General features: G+C 67.6%; 16 protein-coding genes. 3 read left to right on the top strand and 13 right to left on the bottom strand.

Annotated elements, in window-relative coordinates:
- Entirely contained in the window at positions 1 to 870 is an 870-nt protein-coding gene (locus BLW05_RS12675) for a LysR family transcriptional regulator (RefSeq protein WP_093162937.1), read from the bottom strand.
- Between the two features lie 107 nt (positions 871 to 977).
- On the opposite strand from BLW05_RS12675, the gene BLW05_RS12670 reads away from it, so the two are divergent.
- Both BLW05_RS12670 and BLW05_RS12665 read left to right on the top strand, forming a co-directional pair.
- Entirely contained in the window at positions 978 to 1,376 is a 399-nt protein-coding gene (locus BLW05_RS12670; RefSeq protein ID WP_093162935.1) for a tautomerase family protein, read from the top strand.
- Positions 1,377 to 1,431: 55 nt separating this feature from the next.
- Positions 1,432 to 2,772, top strand: a complete 1,341-nt coding sequence (locus BLW05_RS12665) for a tetratricopeptide repeat protein (RefSeq protein ID WP_093162934.1) — start codon at positions 1,432 to 1,434, stop codon at positions 2,770 to 2,772.
- 2 nt (positions 2,773 to 2,774) lie between these two features.
- Here BLW05_RS12665 and glxR read toward each other — a convergent pair whose 3' ends face one another.
- The 6 genes from glxR to BLW05_RS12635 all read right to left on the bottom strand — a co-directional run bounded on the left by glxR (position 2,775) and on the right by BLW05_RS12635 (position 8,803).
- Complete coding sequence (glxR, locus tag BLW05_RS12660) at positions 2,775 to 3,653, bottom strand: 2-hydroxy-3-oxopropionate reductase (RefSeq protein ID WP_093163187.1); 879 nt, start codon at positions 3,651 to 3,653, stop codon at positions 2,775 to 2,777.
- A gap of 14 nt (positions 3,654 to 3,667) precedes the next feature.
- Positions 3,668 to 4,456 carry an HpcH/HpaI aldolase family protein gene (locus tag BLW05_RS12655; protein WP_093162932.1) on the bottom strand — a complete coding sequence of 263 codons (789 nt, stop codon included), beginning with the start codon at positions 4,454 to 4,456 and terminating at the stop codon, positions 3,668 to 3,670.
- Between the two features lie 37 nt (positions 4,457 to 4,493).
- Positions 4,494 to 5,825, bottom strand: a complete 1,332-nt coding sequence (gene gudD, locus BLW05_RS12650; protein WP_093162931.1) for a glucarate dehydratase — start codon at positions 5,823 to 5,825, stop codon at positions 4,494 to 4,496.
- A 149-nt stretch (positions 5,826 to 5,974) separates the two neighbouring features.
- Positions 5,975 to 6,943: a Bug family tripartite tricarboxylate transporter substrate binding protein gene (locus BLW05_RS12645; protein WP_093162929.1), complete on the bottom strand. Its 969-nt coding sequence runs from the start codon at positions 6,941 to 6,943 to the stop codon at positions 5,975 to 5,977.
- A gap of 100 nt (positions 6,944 to 7,043) precedes the next feature.
- On the bottom strand, positions 7,044 to 8,078 hold the full coding sequence (locus BLW05_RS12640; protein WP_177142636.1) for a LacI family DNA-binding transcriptional regulator: 1,035 nt from the start codon (positions 8,076 to 8,078) through the stop codon (positions 7,044 to 7,046).
- Between the two features lie 50 nt (positions 8,079 to 8,128).
- Positions 8,129 to 8,803 carry a histidine phosphatase family protein gene (locus BLW05_RS12635; protein ID WP_093162925.1) on the bottom strand — a complete coding sequence of 225 codons (675 nt, stop codon included), beginning with the start codon at positions 8,801 to 8,803 and terminating at the stop codon, positions 8,129 to 8,131.
- 66 nt (positions 8,804 to 8,869) lie between these two features.
- Here BLW05_RS12635 and BLW05_RS12630 point away from each other — a divergent pair, with 66 nt between their 5' ends.
- Positions 8,870 to 9,580, top strand: a complete 711-nt coding sequence (locus tag BLW05_RS12630) for an alpha/beta fold hydrolase (protein WP_177142635.1) — start codon at positions 8,870 to 8,872, stop codon at positions 9,578 to 9,580.
- Between the two features lie 10 nt (positions 9,581 to 9,590).
- On the opposite strand, the gene pcp is transcribed toward BLW05_RS12630, so the two are convergent.
- Genes pcp through BLW05_RS12600 form a run of 6 tightly spaced genes read right to left on the bottom strand, consistent with a single transcriptional unit; the run spans position 9,591 to position 13,884 of the window.
- Positions 9,591 to 10,241 carry a pyroglutamyl-peptidase I gene (gene pcp, locus BLW05_RS12625; protein ID WP_093163184.1) on the bottom strand — a complete coding sequence of 217 codons (651 nt, stop codon included), beginning with the start codon at positions 10,239 to 10,241 and terminating at the stop codon, positions 9,591 to 9,593.
- A gap of 14 nt (positions 10,242 to 10,255) precedes the next feature.
- Positions 10,256 to 10,996, bottom strand: coding sequence for a 5-oxoprolinase subunit PxpA (gene pxpA, locus BLW05_RS12620; protein ID WP_093162923.1), 741 nt, complete (start codon positions 10,994 to 10,996; stop codon positions 10,256 to 10,258).
- Complete coding sequence (locus tag BLW05_RS12615; protein WP_256330241.1) at positions 10,986 to 12,023, bottom strand: 5-oxoprolinase subunit C family protein; 1,038 nt, start codon at positions 12,021 to 12,023, stop codon at positions 10,986 to 10,988. Before BLW05_RS12615 ends, pxpA begins: the two co-directional genes overlap by 11 nt.
- Positions 12,020 to 12,682 carry a 5-oxoprolinase subunit PxpB gene (gene pxpB, locus BLW05_RS12610; protein WP_256330240.1) on the bottom strand — a complete coding sequence of 221 codons (663 nt, stop codon included), beginning with the start codon at positions 12,680 to 12,682 and terminating at the stop codon, positions 12,020 to 12,022. Before pxpB ends, BLW05_RS12615 begins: the two co-directional genes overlap by 4 nt.
- Before the next feature lies 1 nt (position 12,683).
- Positions 12,684 to 13,181: a pantetheine-phosphate adenylyltransferase gene (coaD, locus tag BLW05_RS12605; protein WP_093162921.1), complete on the bottom strand. Its 498-nt coding sequence runs from the start codon at positions 13,179 to 13,181 to the stop codon at positions 12,684 to 12,686.
- Between the two features lie 46 nt (positions 13,182 to 13,227).
- A complete protein-coding gene (locus tag BLW05_RS12600) occupies positions 13,228 to 13,884 on the bottom strand; it encodes an RsmD family RNA methyltransferase (protein WP_177142634.1) in 657 nt (218 codons plus the stop codon).
- Positions 13,885 to 13,887: the final 3 nt, after the last annotated feature.

Below are 13,887 nucleotides of genomic sequence, written 5' to 3'. Positions count from 1 at the left end.
TCAGGCGAAGTGCGTCGCCAGAAGTTCACGGGCGCGGGTGACGAAGTCGCTTTCTCCACGTCGCGCAGGCAGAAAGTGAAAGGCCGCACGCGGCAACCCTGGCAAACCGTGCGGCGCCGCGAGCGGCGCAACGCCGTCCGTCAGCGCCGATTCGTTGAGGCAGGCCACGCCCAGGCCCGCCGCGAGCGCCGACTGAAGTCCCGCGACGCCCGACGCCACATGCGCCACTTCATAGGGGATGCGGCGCTCATCCAGCAGCTTGACGGTGTACTGGTGCAGCGAGCACGTGTCGGGCAGCACGAGCAGCCGCAGCGGCTCGCCGCGCACGAGCCGCATGCCGGCAGCGCCCATCCAGGTCAGCGCTTCGCGCCGCAGCACCTGCGAGCGCTCGGGCGCATTGCCTGAGGCGGCGCCGCCCATGATGCGCATCGACAGGCCTACGTCGAAATCACCCTGCGCATAGCCGGCTTCGATCGCGCCGCTCTTGAGGATGTGCACGCGCAGGCGGACCTGCGGATAGCTTTCGCCAAGACGGCTCAGCATCCCCGTGAGGTCGCGCGGCCGGAAGTAGTCGGTCACCGCGAGGCGAAGTTCGCCGTGCAGGATTTCGCCGCGCAGATCGCGAACGGCTTCGTCGCTGAGCGCGAGGATGCGCCGTGCGTGGCCGGCGAGCCGCAACCCGGCGCCGGTGGGCGCGACGCCGGCCTTGCTGCGCGTGAGCAGCGCCTGCCCGGCCCGTTCTTCGAGCTTGCGAATCTGTTCGCTCACGGCCGACTGCGACAGGAAGACCCTCGGGGCGGCGGCGGTCAGGCTGCCGGCCTCGACGACTTCGACGAAGGTCCGGAGCTGTTCGATGTCGAAGGCCTGCATGGATCTATCCATCCGAAATTCCGATGATATCCATCATATCTTCCCGCTTTTCAGATGGTATGGAAACTTTCAGAATTCACTGCACCCAACGCAGAAAGGACGCCACCATGCCCCACATCGTCATCCATCTGTCCGGCAATCCCGACACGACCCTCACGCGGCGCGTGGTCGACAAGGTTGCGGAACTGACGCAGACCGTGCTCGACAAGAAGCTGCCGGTGATCGCCGTCACCGTGCAGTACATCTCGTCCGATGCCTGGTTCATCGGCGGCCAATCACTCGCCGAGCAGGGAAGGTCCGCCTTCCATCTCGACATCAGCATCACTGACGAGACCAACACCAAGGCGGAGAAGGCGCGCTACGTGCGCGAGGTGTACGCAGCGATGGCCGCATTGAGGAGCAACCTGCACGAAGTCTCGTATGTGCACCTGATCGACGCGCGTGCTGCCGCCTACGGCTACGGCGGACGAACGCAGGAATATCGACACCAGCAAGCCGGCGTGTGAACGCCGGGCGTGGCAACATGGCTGCTTCCCCGATCGATCCACGCCAGGAGCCGCCTTGAGTTCAGCGCCCCGCCTCTCCGACAGCCTCGGCAATCCGCTCAGCCTCGATGACCCGACGAGCCTGCGCGCGGTCAATGCCTTCATCGAAGGCTTCATCTCGTGCGAGGCACGCGCGGTGGATGTTCTGGCCGCCGCGCGCGACCCGAGCCCCATCGTGCAGGCGTATTGCGCGACGCTGCATCTGTTCGCGGAGTCGGGCGATGCGGCCGCGAACGCGCGTCCCTTCATCGATCGCGCGCAAGCCGCTTCAGCCCGCGCGACTTCACGTGAACGGCGCTATATCGCAGCCATCGCCGCATGGGCCGAAGGCGACATCACGCGCGCCATCGCGCTGCACGAGGAGCAGGCGAAGGAGCATCCGCGCGACCTCGCTTCGCTGAAGCTCGGGCAGTATCACTGCTTCAACGTCGGCGATTGCCCGGGCATGCTGCGCCTGGCGTTGACGGCGTTGCCGCACGCCGGCGACATCCCTTATCTGCACGGGATGGCCGCATTCGGCCATGAGCAGTGCCACCGGATGCGCGAGGCTGAAGCCAGTGCACGCCGCGCGATCGCAATGGAGCGCAAGGAGCCCTGGGCGCATCACGCGCTCGCCCACGTGATGCTCACCGAAGGCCGGCTCGCGGAGGGACTCGATTTCATGCAGGGCGTGAGCGACACCTGGGTCGGACTCAACTCCTTCATGGTCACGCACAACTGGTGGCACGTCGCGCTCTTCCTGATCGACCTGGGACGTGACGCGGACGCGCTGGCGGTCTACGACAACCACGTATGGGGCGTCGTCAAGGAATACTCGCAGGACCAGATCGGCGCCGTGTCGCTGCTGGCGCGGTTCGAGTTGGCGGGCATCGACGTGGGCGATCGCTGGCAGGACGTGGGCGGCTATCTTGCGCATCGGCTCGATGACCATGTGCTGCCCTTTCTCGACCTGCAGTACCTCTACGGTCTCGCGCGTGCTCGGCGACCGGAGGCGGACACGCTGCTGCAGCGCATCGAAGACTTCGCGCCGAATGCGCCGCGCTCGACACGCAGCGCATGGCAACGCGTGTGCGTACCGGCCGCGCGCGGACTGCTCGCGCATGCGCGCGGGGAGCACGCGACCGCGATCGAGGCGTTGGGGCAGGCGCTGCCGCGCCTGGTCGAGATCGGCGGCAGCCATGCGCAGCGCGATCTCTTCGAGCAGGTCTATCTCGACGCGCTCATCCGCAAAGGTACGGGCAGCTCGCTCGCCGGTGCGCAGGGCATCCTGCAGCAGCAAGTCAATCGCCAACCCGAATCGCGGCGACTGCGGCGGCAGGCATCGGCGGTCTACGCCCGCCTCGGCCTGCCCGCCTGAATTCAGCCCTTCGCGACTTCGTGTGCGGCCATCTGCTCGAGCGCCTTGACCAGCGCCGAGTGGTCGAGCTGGTCCCATCCATGCGCGGCGCAGGACTGCATGAGCTGCGCGGCCGACGCGGTCTGCGGCAGCGCCACCGACATGGCCTTCGCGCCTGCAAGCGCAAGGTTCAGATCCTTCTGGTGCAGGCCGATACGAAAGCCCGGATTGAAGGTGCGCTTGATCATCCGCTCGCCGTGCACTTCGAGGATGCGGCTGGCCGCGAAGCCGCCCATGAGCGCCTGGCGCACCTTGGCCGGGTCCGCGCCGGCCTTGCTCGCGAACAGCAGCGCTTCGCCGACCGCCGCGATGTTGAGCGCCACGATGATCTGGTTCGCCACCTTGGTGGTCTGTCCGTCGCCGTTGCCACCGACCAGCGTGATGTTCTTGCCCATCTTCTCGAACAGCGGCCTGGCGCGCTCGAACACCGCTTCGTCGCCACCGACCATGATCGTGAGGCTCGCGGCTTTGGCGCCGACTTCGCCGCCCGAGACCGGCGCGTCGAGGTAGTCGCAGCCGAGTTCGTTGATCTTCTTGGCGAAGCGCTTGGTGTCGATCGGCGAGATCGAGCTCATGTCGATCACCGTCTTGCCCTTCGAGAGGCCCGAGGCCACGCCGTCTTCGCCGAAGAGAACCTGCTCGACGTCCGGCGTGTCGGGCAGCATCAGGATCACGATGTCCGCCGCGCGCGCCACGTCGGCGTTGCTCGCGCAGGCGGTCGCGGCCTTGAGTGCCTCGGGCACCTTGCTACGCGTGCGCACGAACATTTCGTGGCCGGCCTGCAGGAGGTTCTGCGCCATCGGCGCGCCCATGATGCCGAGTCCGATGAATCCGATCTTCATGATCAATGGTCCTTTCAGTAAGAAGTTGAGCCGGCGGCCGGTTGTGCGGCGCGCATCTTCGCGAGCACCTGCTGCGAGCCCGCGGCCATGAGGCGCGCATCCGAACTCACGGTGACGAACTGGAAGCCCTTGGCAATGCGTGCGAGCGCGCCATCGGGCGTGCCGTTGTGAATGCCGGCGACGAGCCCGTGCGCCTTCGCGCGCTCGAGGATGTGGTCGATCGCCTGCGCGACCGGCGGATCGACATCGTCGAACACCGGCCGGCAGCCCAATGCGAGCGAAAGATCCGAAGGGCCGATGTAGACCGCATCGAGCCCTTCGACCGACATGATGGCGTCGAGGTTCTCAAGCGCCTGCGCCGTTTCGATCATCGCGAAGGTCACGATGGTGTCGTTCGCATGCTGCGGGTAGTCGGAGCCGCCATAGAGCAAGGCCCGGATCGGACCGAAGCTGCGCGTGCCGCGCGGCGCGTAGTGCGTGTAGGCGACGAGGCGCGCGGCTTCGTCGGCCGTGTTGATCATCGGGCAGATGACGCCGTAGGCGCCGGCATCCAGCGTCTTCATCAGCGCCGCCGGGTCTAGCCACGGCACGCGCACCACGGGCACGGTCTCGGTGGTGGAGATCGCCTGCAGCATCGGGATCATCGACTGGTAGTCGACGACGCCGTGCTGCAGGTCGATGGTGAGTGAATCCCAGCCCTGGTGAGCCATGGTCTCGGCCGAAAAGCCGTTGGGAATCGCGAGCCAGCCATTGACCGCGGCGCCTCCCGATTTCCAGAGCGTCCGCAGGGGGTTTTCTCTCATGTCGTCTCCTTGTCGTGTCGTCGAGCGGTCGGCAGGCTCAGCGATCGAAGGCCGGTCGCTTGGGATCGAACTTCCAGCCGGGGATCAGGCACTGCATCGCAACCGCATCATCGCGCGAACCGAGGCCGTGCTGCTTGTAAAGCTGATGCGCCTTCTCGACTTCGGCCATGTCCAGCTCGATGCCGAGGCCGGGCTTCTTCGGCACCTGCACCATGCCGCCCTCGATGCGCAGCGGCTCCTTGGTCAGCCGCTGGCCGTCCTGCCAGATCCAGTGGGTGTCGATGGCGGTCACGCGGCCCGGCGCGGCGGCGCCGACGTGGGTGAACATCGCGAGCGACACGTCGAAATGGTTGTTGGAGTGCGAACCCCAGGTGAGCCCCCAGTCGCGGCAGGTCTGGGCGACGCGCACGGAGCCCGCCATGGTCCAGAAATGCGGGTCGGCCAGCGGGATGTCCACCGACTGCAGCGAGAGCGCATGCGCCATCTGCCGCCAGTCGGTGGCGATCATGTTGGTCGCGGTCGGCAGGCCGGTGGCGCGGCGGAATTCCGCCATCACTTCCCGTCCGGAAAAGCCCTCCTCCGCGCCGCAGGGATCCTCGGCATAGGCGACCACGCCGCGCATGCGATGGCCGAGGCGGATTGCGTCCTTCAGCAGCCAGCCTCCGTTCGGGTCGAGCGTGACGCGCGCCTCGGGGAAGCGCTCGTGCAACGCAACGATGGCATCGACTTCCTCGTCGCCGCGCAGCACCCCGCCCTTGAGCTTGAAATCGTTGAAGCCGTAGCGCTCGCGCGCCGCTTCAGCCAGGCGGACGATCGCCTCGGGCGTCATCGCCTTCTCGTGCCGCAGGCGGAACCAGTCGTTGTCGGCCTCCGGCTCGCGCGCGTACGGCAAATCGGACTTGTCGCGATCGCCGACGAAGAACAGATAGCCGAGCATCTCGACCGCATCGCGCTGCTGGCCTTCGCCAAGCAACGCAGCCACCGGCACTTCGAGGTGCTGACCGAGCAGGTCGAGCATCGCGGATTCGATCGCGGTGACTGCATGAATCGTGGTGCGCAGGTCGAAGGTCTGCAAGCCGCGTCCGCCGGAATCGCGGTCGGCGAACTTCTTCTGCACGCGCTGCAGCACGCCCTGGTAGGCACCGAGGGTCTGCCCGACGACGAGATCGCGCGCATCCTCGAGCGTCTGGCGGATCTTCTCGCCACCGGGCACTTCGCCCACGCCGGTGCGGCCGGCGCTGTCGGTGAGGATCAGCAGGTTGCGGGTGAAGAACGGGCCGTGCGCACCGCTGAGATTCAGCAGCATGCCGTCGCGCCCCGCGACGGGAATCACCCGCAGGTCGGTGATCTTGGGCGTTGAAGTGGACATGGTCGAGGCTCTCAAGAAAAGAAGGTCAATCAGCGGCCGCGCAGCAGGCCCCTTCGCAGGCACCCGCGGAACCGGCTCCGCCGGGCCGCCGGGTGCGCCCCCTCGAGGGGGTGCAGAGCGACACGAAGTGCGCGAGGCTGGGGGCGGTCTCAATCAATCGTGATCTTGCCGGTCTCGATCACTTTCTTCCAGCGGGCGTATTCCTGTTGCTGGAAGGCGGCGAACTGCGCCGGCGTGTTGGCGACGACTTCGAGACCGATGGCGGTGAACTGGCTCTTCACGGTCGGATCGTTGAGGGCCGCGACCATCGCGCTGTGCGCCTTGTCGCGGACCGCCGTGGGCAAGCCCTTGGGCGCGACGATGGCTTGCCACGAATAGACGTCGACGTTCTTCACGCCGGCTTCGGCAATGGTCGGCACATCGGGCAGAACCGGCGAGCGCTTGTCTCCGGTGACCGCGAGCGCCTTGAGCTTGCCGCCCTTGATGTACTGCACCACCGCGTTGACGTTCTGGAACGACGCATCGACCTGGCCGCCCAGCAGGTCGGTGATGGCCGGCGCACCGCCCTTGTACGGCACGTGCAGGCCATGCGTTCCTGTCTGCTGCCAGAAGAGTTCGGCCGTCAGGTGGTCGCTCGATCCGTTGCCGGACGACGCAAAGGTCATCTTGCCGGGATTGGCCTTCAGATTGGCGATGACGTCTGCGACCGATTTGTGCGGTGAGTTGGCCGGGACGACCAGCACGTTGGGCGCCTGCACCGCGACGGTGATGACATCGAAGTCCTTCAGCGCGTCGTATTGAAGGCCCTTGATGAGGTGCGGCGCGATCACCAGCGGACCGAGCGAGCTGACGAGGAAGGTGTAGCCGTCCGGCGGCGAGCGCTTGACCTGCGTCGTGCCGATCGTGCCGGTCGCGCCGGCCTTGTTGTCGACGATGAAGCTCTGGCCCAGCTTTTCGCCGAGCTTGGGACTGATGGCACGGGCGACCATGTCGGTCGAACCGCCGGCCGGGAAGGGAACGATGATGCTTACCGTCTTTTGCGGCCAGTCCTGCGCGTGGGCGCCGGTCGCGGCAGCGAGAGCGATGGAGCACGCGGCAATCAATTTCCCGAGGGTCATGGTGGATGTCTCTCTTTCGATGGTAGCGCTATCTTAGGAATCTGAATGATAGCGCTACCGTGCAATTCGACAACGGGTTCGAACCTAGGGTTTACGCGGATCAGGCGCTGTCGCGCTCGACGATCGAGAAGCCGATGTCGACCACGCGCTGGTCGACCGGGCGCCCTTCCGCGCGCTCGACGATGAACTGCGCGGCCTGGCGGCCGATGGCGGCACCGTCGATGCGGACCGTGGTCAGCGCGGGCTGCAGATCGGCCGCGAATTCGAGATCGCCAAAGCCGACGACCGCGAGCTGGCCGGGCACCGGGATGCCGCGTGACTGCGCTTCGATCATCACGCCCAGCGCCAGCAGGTCCGAGCTGCAGAACACAGCATCGATGCCTGGATGCTCGTCGAGCAGCTCGGCCAGCGCCGCACGGCCGCTCTTCAGCGTCGTCGGCGCAGGCACGCGCTTGATCGGCACCTCGGGCAAGCCGGCCGCGCGCGCGGCGTCGCAGAAAGCGCCGTGCCGCCTGCGCGCACGTTCGTCATCGCCCGCGACCACCGCGAGGTGCCGGCGTCCCTTGGCATGCAGGAATTCGGCGACCTTGCGCCCCACTTCGACGTGCGAAAAGCCTACCAGCATGTCCAGCGGAGTCGGCGTGAGATCCCAGGTCTCGACCACCGGAATGCCCGCCGCCAGCAGCCGCTTGCGCCCTTCGGGCGAATGCATGATGCCGGTGAGCACGATGCCGTCGGGCCGGCGGCCGATGATGGCTTCGAGCAGCGCATCCTCGCGCGAATTCACATAGCCGCTCTGGCCCAGCATGAGCTGGTAGCCACGCTCGCCGAGCGCCTCGGTCAGCGACTGCACCGTCTGGAGGAACACCGGCCCCGCGATCGTCGGCACGACCGCCGCGACGAGCCGGCTGCGCGTCGATGCCAGCCCGCCCGCGAGCACGTTGCGCACATAGCCGGTACGGCTGACGGCGTCGGTGACCTTCCTGAGCACCTCGGCGGACACCTGCGAAGGCGAGCTCAGCGCACGCGACGCGGTGATCGGCGCCACGCCGGCGAGCTTCGCGACGTCGTGCAGAGTGACCGCGCCGCTGCCACGGCGGTTACGGCGAACGGGGGCGGCGCCATCTTTGCTCATGCGCGCCATTCTAGGCGCGCTGATAGCGCTACCGGATGCTGCCGCTGCGCTTACTTCTTCTTCAGATGACGCCGCTGGTCGTAGGTCGGTTGGGCCGGCAGGTCGGCCAAGTGCCGCGTGTCGGCCCAGTCGACGATCTCGATGCGATCCGGCGCGGAAGCGTCGGCAAGGCGAATGCGGTTGAAACCCGCGTTGGGAATCTCGCTCTGGCGCGGACCGTTCAGGCCCAGCCCACGGGCGGTTCGCCAGACCATGTCGAGCACGCCGCCGTGCGTCACCACCAGCACGCTCCGACCCGAATGTGCCGTGGCGATGCTGCCGAGCGCATCCATGATCCGCCCGTGGAACTGCCTTGGCGACTCGCCTTCGGGCATTGCATGGTCCTCGCGGAACTGCAGCCAGTCTTCCCACGCGCGCGGATGCAGTGTCTGGATCTCCTCGGCTCGCATGCCCTCGACCACCCCGAAGTTCTGCTCGCGCAGCGTGACCGTGGTCGCGATCGCCAGTTCGAGCTGCTGCGCCGCCGGCGCGGCCGTCTGCTGCGCACGCATGAGATCGCTGCAAACGAGGTACTGCACGGACTCACCGGCCAGCCGCAGGCCGAGCCGTCGGGCCTGCTCGTGGCCCATGTCGTTGAGGGGCACGTCGATGTGGCCCTGAAAGCGGAGTTCGCGGTTCCAGTCGGTTTCGCCGTGGCGGATCAGGATGAGTTCGGTGGTGGGCATTGGCGCCTATTGTCCGCGCTCGGGGTGACGTCGCGATGTCCGCATGCGATCGCGGAGAATCTGCGCATGCCACGTCTTGTCCTGCTGCCTGGGCTCGCCTGCGACGAGCGCCTCTGGGAAGCGCAGTTGCCCGTCCTGCGCCCAACACTCGATGTCCGCGTCACCGACGTGCACATGCGCCACGACCGCATCGAGGCCATGGCGACGGCGCTGCTCGCAGAGCACCCCGGTCCGCTGGTTCTCTGCGGCGCATCGATGGGCGGCATGATCGCGATGGAGGCAACCAGGCAGGCGCCCGATCGCATCGTCGGACTCGCCCTGCTCGGCACCAATGCGCGGCCCGAGACACCCGACATGGCCGAGCTGCGGGAATCGGCGATCGAACTCTTCGAGCGCGGCGAGGCGCGCGACGTGATCGAGCTCAACGCGGCCTTCGCATTTCATCCTGCGCAGGCGCGCGACGCGGCGCTCGTCCGGCGCTATGTCGACCTGGTCCTCGACGCCGGCGCCGCGCAACTGATCCGCCAGAACCGCGCGCTGATGGCGCGGCCCGACGCAAGACCGCATCTCGCGAATCTGCGCTGCCCGACGCTCGTGCTTTGCGGCGACGGCGATCGCCTCACGCCGCCGGAGTGCTCCCGCGAGATCGCGTCGCTGATGCCGCACGCGGAACTCGTCTGGGTCGCCGAATGCGGCCACATGCTCACGATGGAGAAGCCGGCCTTCGTCAACGCGACGCTCGGCCCTTGGGTGCAACGCGTCATCGAAGCCGCGTGACGAGACGCACCTAGTGCAACCGGCCGCCCGTTTCGCGCACGTCCTCGCGCAGGTTCATTGAGGTCGCAACGGCGATCCGCAGCGCGGCGACCACCGCGTCGAGCGACATGCTCGGCATTCCCGGCAACCGTGCCGCCTGCTCCGGCAGATAGGGGATGTGAATGAACCCGCCGCGCATCCCCTGCACCGGCCGGGTCGCAATGCGGTGCATCAATCCGAAGAACAGGTGGTTGCAGACGAAGGTGCCCGCCGAGTTGGACACCGCCGCCGGAATCCCCGCCGCACGCAGGTCGCGCACGATCGCCTTGATCGGCAGGCTCGAGAAGTACCCCACCGGCGCACCCGCGACCACAGGCTCGTCGATGGGCTGGCAGCCGGCGTTGTCGCAGATGCGGCCGTCGTCGATGTTGATGGCGACGCGCTCTGGCGTGATCTCGCTGCGCCCGCCCGCCTGGCCGACGCCAATGACGAGTTGCGGTCGAAGCTCGTCGATGGCCGCATCGAGCTCGTGCAAGGCCGCGCCGAACACGCACGAGATGCGCCGCGCATGCACCGTGGCGTCTTCGACGCGCGCGCCATCCAGCGCGCGCACCGCTTCCCACGACGGATTGATTGCATCCTTGTCGAACGGCTCGAAACCAGTCAGGAGGATGTTCACGATGTGCGCCGGATCGCTCAGGCGGTGGCGGCGACGGTGATGCCTTCTGCCGCGAGCCGTTCGCGGATGCGTCGCGCAAAGGCCAGCGCATGCGCGCCGTCGCCGTGCAGGCACACCGTCTGCGCATTGACCGGCACCACGCTGCCGTCGATCGCGGTCACCTGGTGGTCGCGCACCAGCGACAGCGTCTGGGCGAGCGACTGCTCTTCCTCCTCGATCAGCGCACCGGGCTGGCTGCGGGGGACGAGGCTGCCGTCGGGCTGGTAGCCGCGGTCGGCGAAGACCTCCTCGACCGGCGTGAGCCCCGCGCGCTCGGCCGCCGTGATCATGCCGCTGCCGGCGAGGCCAAAGAAGCGCAGCTTCGGATCGAAACGCCGCACCGCCTCGCAGATCGCATCGGCCAGCACCGGGTCCTTCACCGCCTGGTTGTAGAGCGCGCCGTGCGGCTTCACATGCGCGAGCGTTCCGCCCTCGGCCTTCACGATCGCCGCCAGCGCGCCGATCTGGTAGAGCATGCCGGCCACGATTTCCTCGGGCGGGAGATTCATCGTGCTGCGGCCGAAGTTCTCGCGGTCCGGAAAGCTCGGATGTGCACCGATCGCCACGCCCTTGTCGATGGCCCAGCGCACGCACTGGCGCATGGTGCGCGCATCGCCCGCGTGCCAGCCGCAGGCGATGTTGGCCGAACTCACCAGTCCGAGCAGCGCTTCATCGTTGTCGCACCCTTCGCCCAGGTCGGCATTGAGATCAATCCGCATGCGTTTCTCCATGGATGGAATTCTGCGCCGGCGCAAGCCACCCCATCGACGCCAGGCCTTGCGCGAGGTGGGCGAGATAGCGCTTCTGTTCGTCCCAGGCCGCGAGCGCCTCGCCGGCATCGACCACGCGGAAGCGCAGGCGGCCATCGAGCGGCGCCTGCGCCAGCTTCCAGAGATCGGCTCGGATGACCACGCCGACGCGCGGATAGCCGCCAGTGGTTTGGGCATCGCCCATCAGCACGATCGGCTGGCCCGAAGGCGGCACCTGGATCGTGCCGGGAATCACGCCCGACGACAGCATGTCCCCGTTGCGCTTGCGCTTGAGCTCCGGGCCTTCGAGCCGGCTTCCCATGCGGTTGCTCTGCGGTGTGATCCGCCACGCATCGCGCCAGAGCTGCTCTCGCGACGCGACCGTGAAAAGCTCGAGTTCGGGCCCGGGGATGATGCGAAGCTCGATGGCGCCATCCGTCGGATCGATGCGCCACGGCGGCATGCGGGCGCCGAACGACCGGCTTTCCAACTGGGCCTTCGTGAGCGGACATGGGCCGCAGGCGAGGGTGTCGCCAGCCTTCAGGGCACGGCCCTGGTGGCCGCCGAAGCCGGCCTTCAGATCGGTACTGCGCGACCCGAGGATCACCGGCACGTCGATGCCCCCGGCCACCGCCAGCCACGTGCGGATGCCCGCCTTCTCGCGCGACCGATTGGCACGTCCGAACTTGAGGATCTGTCCAGCGCGTACCGGTACGCTCCAACCCGGCCAGACCGGTCGGCCGTCGAGCCGGGCGTCGAAGTCGTCGCCGGCCCACGCGACGCGCGTCGGCGACTCAAAGCGCAGTTCGCAGCCGCCCATGGTGAGCTCCAGCCCCGCCGCACCGTCGGGATTGCCGACCAGGCGATTTGCCAGCACCAGCGCCAGCGTGTCGAGCGCACCTCCGGGACAGATGCCGAGCTGCCGATGGCCATGCCGACCCAGGTCCTGAACCGAAGCCAGCATGCCCGGGCGCAGGACCGTGACCGCGCCGGTCAAAGCTCCACCCTTTCCGCGACGAAGCGGACATGATCCCCGGGACGCAGCAGCGTCGGCGCATCGGCGCCCGGATCGAACAGCGGCACGGAGGTCCGGCCGATCAGGTTCCATCCACCAGGCGAGACCATCGGGTAGATGCCCGTCTGCTCGCCACCGATTCCGACCGAACCGGTCGGCACGGCCACGCGTGGCGCCGCACGACGCGGCGTGGCGAGTTCCGGCGCGAGCCCGCCCATGAACGCGAAGCCCGGCAAGAACCCGAGCAGGTACACGACGTAGTCGCCTTCGCAGTGCCGCCGGACCACGTCCGCCGGCGTGAGGCCCGTGTGCGCGGCCACATCGGCCAGATCGGGCCCCCACTCACCGCCATAGACCACCGGGATCTCGATGCGCCGCCCCTCGACGGTTGCCGCCGCCAGTTGCGGCCACGCAGACAGCACCTGCATCTCGAGTTCGACGCCATCGATCTGCTCGGGATCGAAGAGCAGGCTGAGGTTGTTCATGCCGGGCAGCACTTCGCTCACGCCATGCCATTGCACGGCTTCGGCAGCCAGAGCCCAGATCTGCTGCTGCTGCGCGAGCGTCGCGGGCGGCGGCAACTCGCACACCAGCGCCGCCTCGCCGAGGGGATGCAGGCGAGGCAATGCAGCGGCGTTCATGTCATCCCTGGCTGCGCACCTTGGCGAGCAGGGCTTCCTGCACCTTTGGCGAGACGAACTTGTCGACTTCGCCGCCGAGCATCGCGATCTCGCGCACGAAGGTGCTGGAAATGAACTGGTACTTGTCGCTCGGCGTGAGGAACACCGTCTCCACTTCCGGCATCAGCGAACGGTTCATGCCCGCGAGCTGGAATTCGTAGTCGAAGTCGGTTACCGCGCGCAGTCCGCGCACCATCGCCTTGCCGCCGCGCGCGACGACAAAGTCGCGCAAAAGCCCCGAGAAGCTCTCGACGGTCACTTGATCGCTGTAGGCGCTCACCGCAGTGCGGGCCATGTCGATGCGCTCCTGCAGCGTGAAGAGCGCCTTCTTGTGATGGCCAGCGGCGACGGCGACGATGACCTTGGAGAAAAGCTGCGTTGCACGCCGCACCACGTCTTCGTGGCCGAGCGTCATCGGATCGAATGTGCCGGGATATACCGCGATCACGTTGCTGGTCATGGTTGCTCCTCTCATGCAGCCGCTCGCGGCCCTGTGTTTCGGCGGATTATGCAGCCGCGTCCGCGGCGCGCTGCAGAAGGTGCGCATGCACCGCACCGGCCTTGAGATGCCGGTACACGACGAGGCCGAGCGAGGAGAGCTCCTCGTCGTTCCAGCGCCGCGCGGCTTCGAGGTAGATCACGCCGGCTGGCCGCAGCGCGCGCACAGCCGCACTCAATGCGGGCGCGTAGAGGCCCGCGTTGTCGAACGGTGGATCGAGGAAGACGGCATGAAGACTGCCGGCGGGCGTGCGCTCCAGCGCAGTGACGCCGTTACCGCGCTCGACACGCACCGCTTCGGCAGAGAGCTTTGTCTTGAGCACCTGCAACTGCGCGACGAGCGCCGGATCCTGCTCGCACAGCAGCACCGACGCGGCTCCCCGCGAGGCGGCTTCCAGCCCGAGCGCGCCGGTGCCCGCGAAGGCATCGACGCAACGCCATCCGGGCAAATTGCCACCGCCGGCGCCTGCGACGCTGGCGAGCCAGTTGAAGAGGGTCTCCCTCACCCGGTCGGGCGTGGGACGCAGGCCGGCCTTGTCGGCAACGGCGAGGCGGGTTCGTTTCCATTCGCCGCCGATGATGCGGACGAAATGCGGCGCCTTGGCAAGCTTGGCTGCGACGGAAGGCGACTTGGCGGGGGCGGTTTTTCGGGGCGCGGGTTTCACGCC

This window comes from Variovorax sp. YR216 (assembly GCF_900107745.1).
Lineage (GTDB): Bacteria > Pseudomonadota > Gammaproteobacteria > Burkholderiales > Burkholderiaceae_C > Variovorax.
This window is presented reverse-complemented; position numbering and strand designations above follow the sequence as displayed.

What these genes read in the sequence shown, in the direction of transcription:
- coaD (WP_093162921.1), bottom strand. Translation starts at nt 13,181, where the DNA reads ATGACCAGCAACGTGATCGCGGTATATCCCGGCACATTCGATCCGATG.
- BLW05_RS12655 (WP_093162932.1), bottom strand. Translation starts at nt 4,456, where the DNA reads ATGAGAGAAAACCCCCTGCGGACGCTCTGGAAATCGGGAGGCGCCGCG.
- BLW05_RS12670 (WP_093162935.1), top strand. Translation starts at nt 978, where the DNA reads ATGCCCCACATCGTCATCCATCTGTCCGGCAATCCCGACACGACCCTC.
- BLW05_RS12675 (WP_093162937.1), bottom strand. Translation starts at nt 870, where the DNA reads ATGCAGGCCTTCGACATCGAACAGCTCCGGACCTTCGTCGAAGTCGTC.
- gudD (WP_093162931.1), bottom strand. Translation starts at nt 5,825, where the DNA reads ATGTCCACTTCAACGCCCAAGATCACCGACCTGCGGGTGATTCCCGTC.
- BLW05_RS12635 (WP_093162925.1), bottom strand. Translation starts at nt 8,803, where the DNA reads ATGCCCACCACCGAACTCATCCTGATCCGCCACGGCGAAACCGACTGG.
- BLW05_RS12640 (WP_177142636.1), bottom strand. Translation starts at nt 8,078, where the DNA reads ATGAGCAAAGATGGCGCCGCCCCCGTTCGCCGTAACCGCCGTGGCAGC.
- BLW05_RS12630 (WP_177142635.1), top strand. Translation starts at nt 8,870, where the DNA reads ATGCCACGTCTTGTCCTGCTGCCTGGGCTCGCCTGCGACGAGCGCCTC.
- pxpA (WP_093162923.1), bottom strand. Translation starts at nt 10,996, where the DNA reads ATGCGGATTGATCTCAATGCCGACCTGGGCGAAGGGTGCGACAACGAT.
- BLW05_RS12645 (WP_093162929.1), bottom strand. Translation starts at nt 6,943, where the DNA reads ATGACCCTCGGGAAATTGATTGCCGCGTGCTCCATCGCTCTCGCTGCC.
- glxR (WP_093163187.1), bottom strand. Translation starts at nt 3,653, where the DNA reads ATGAAGATCGGATTCATCGGACTCGGCATCATGGGCGCGCCGATGGCG.
- pxpB (WP_256330240.1), bottom strand. Translation starts at nt 12,682, where the DNA reads ATGAACGCCGCTGCATTGCCTCGCCTGCATCCCCTCGGCGAGGCGGCG.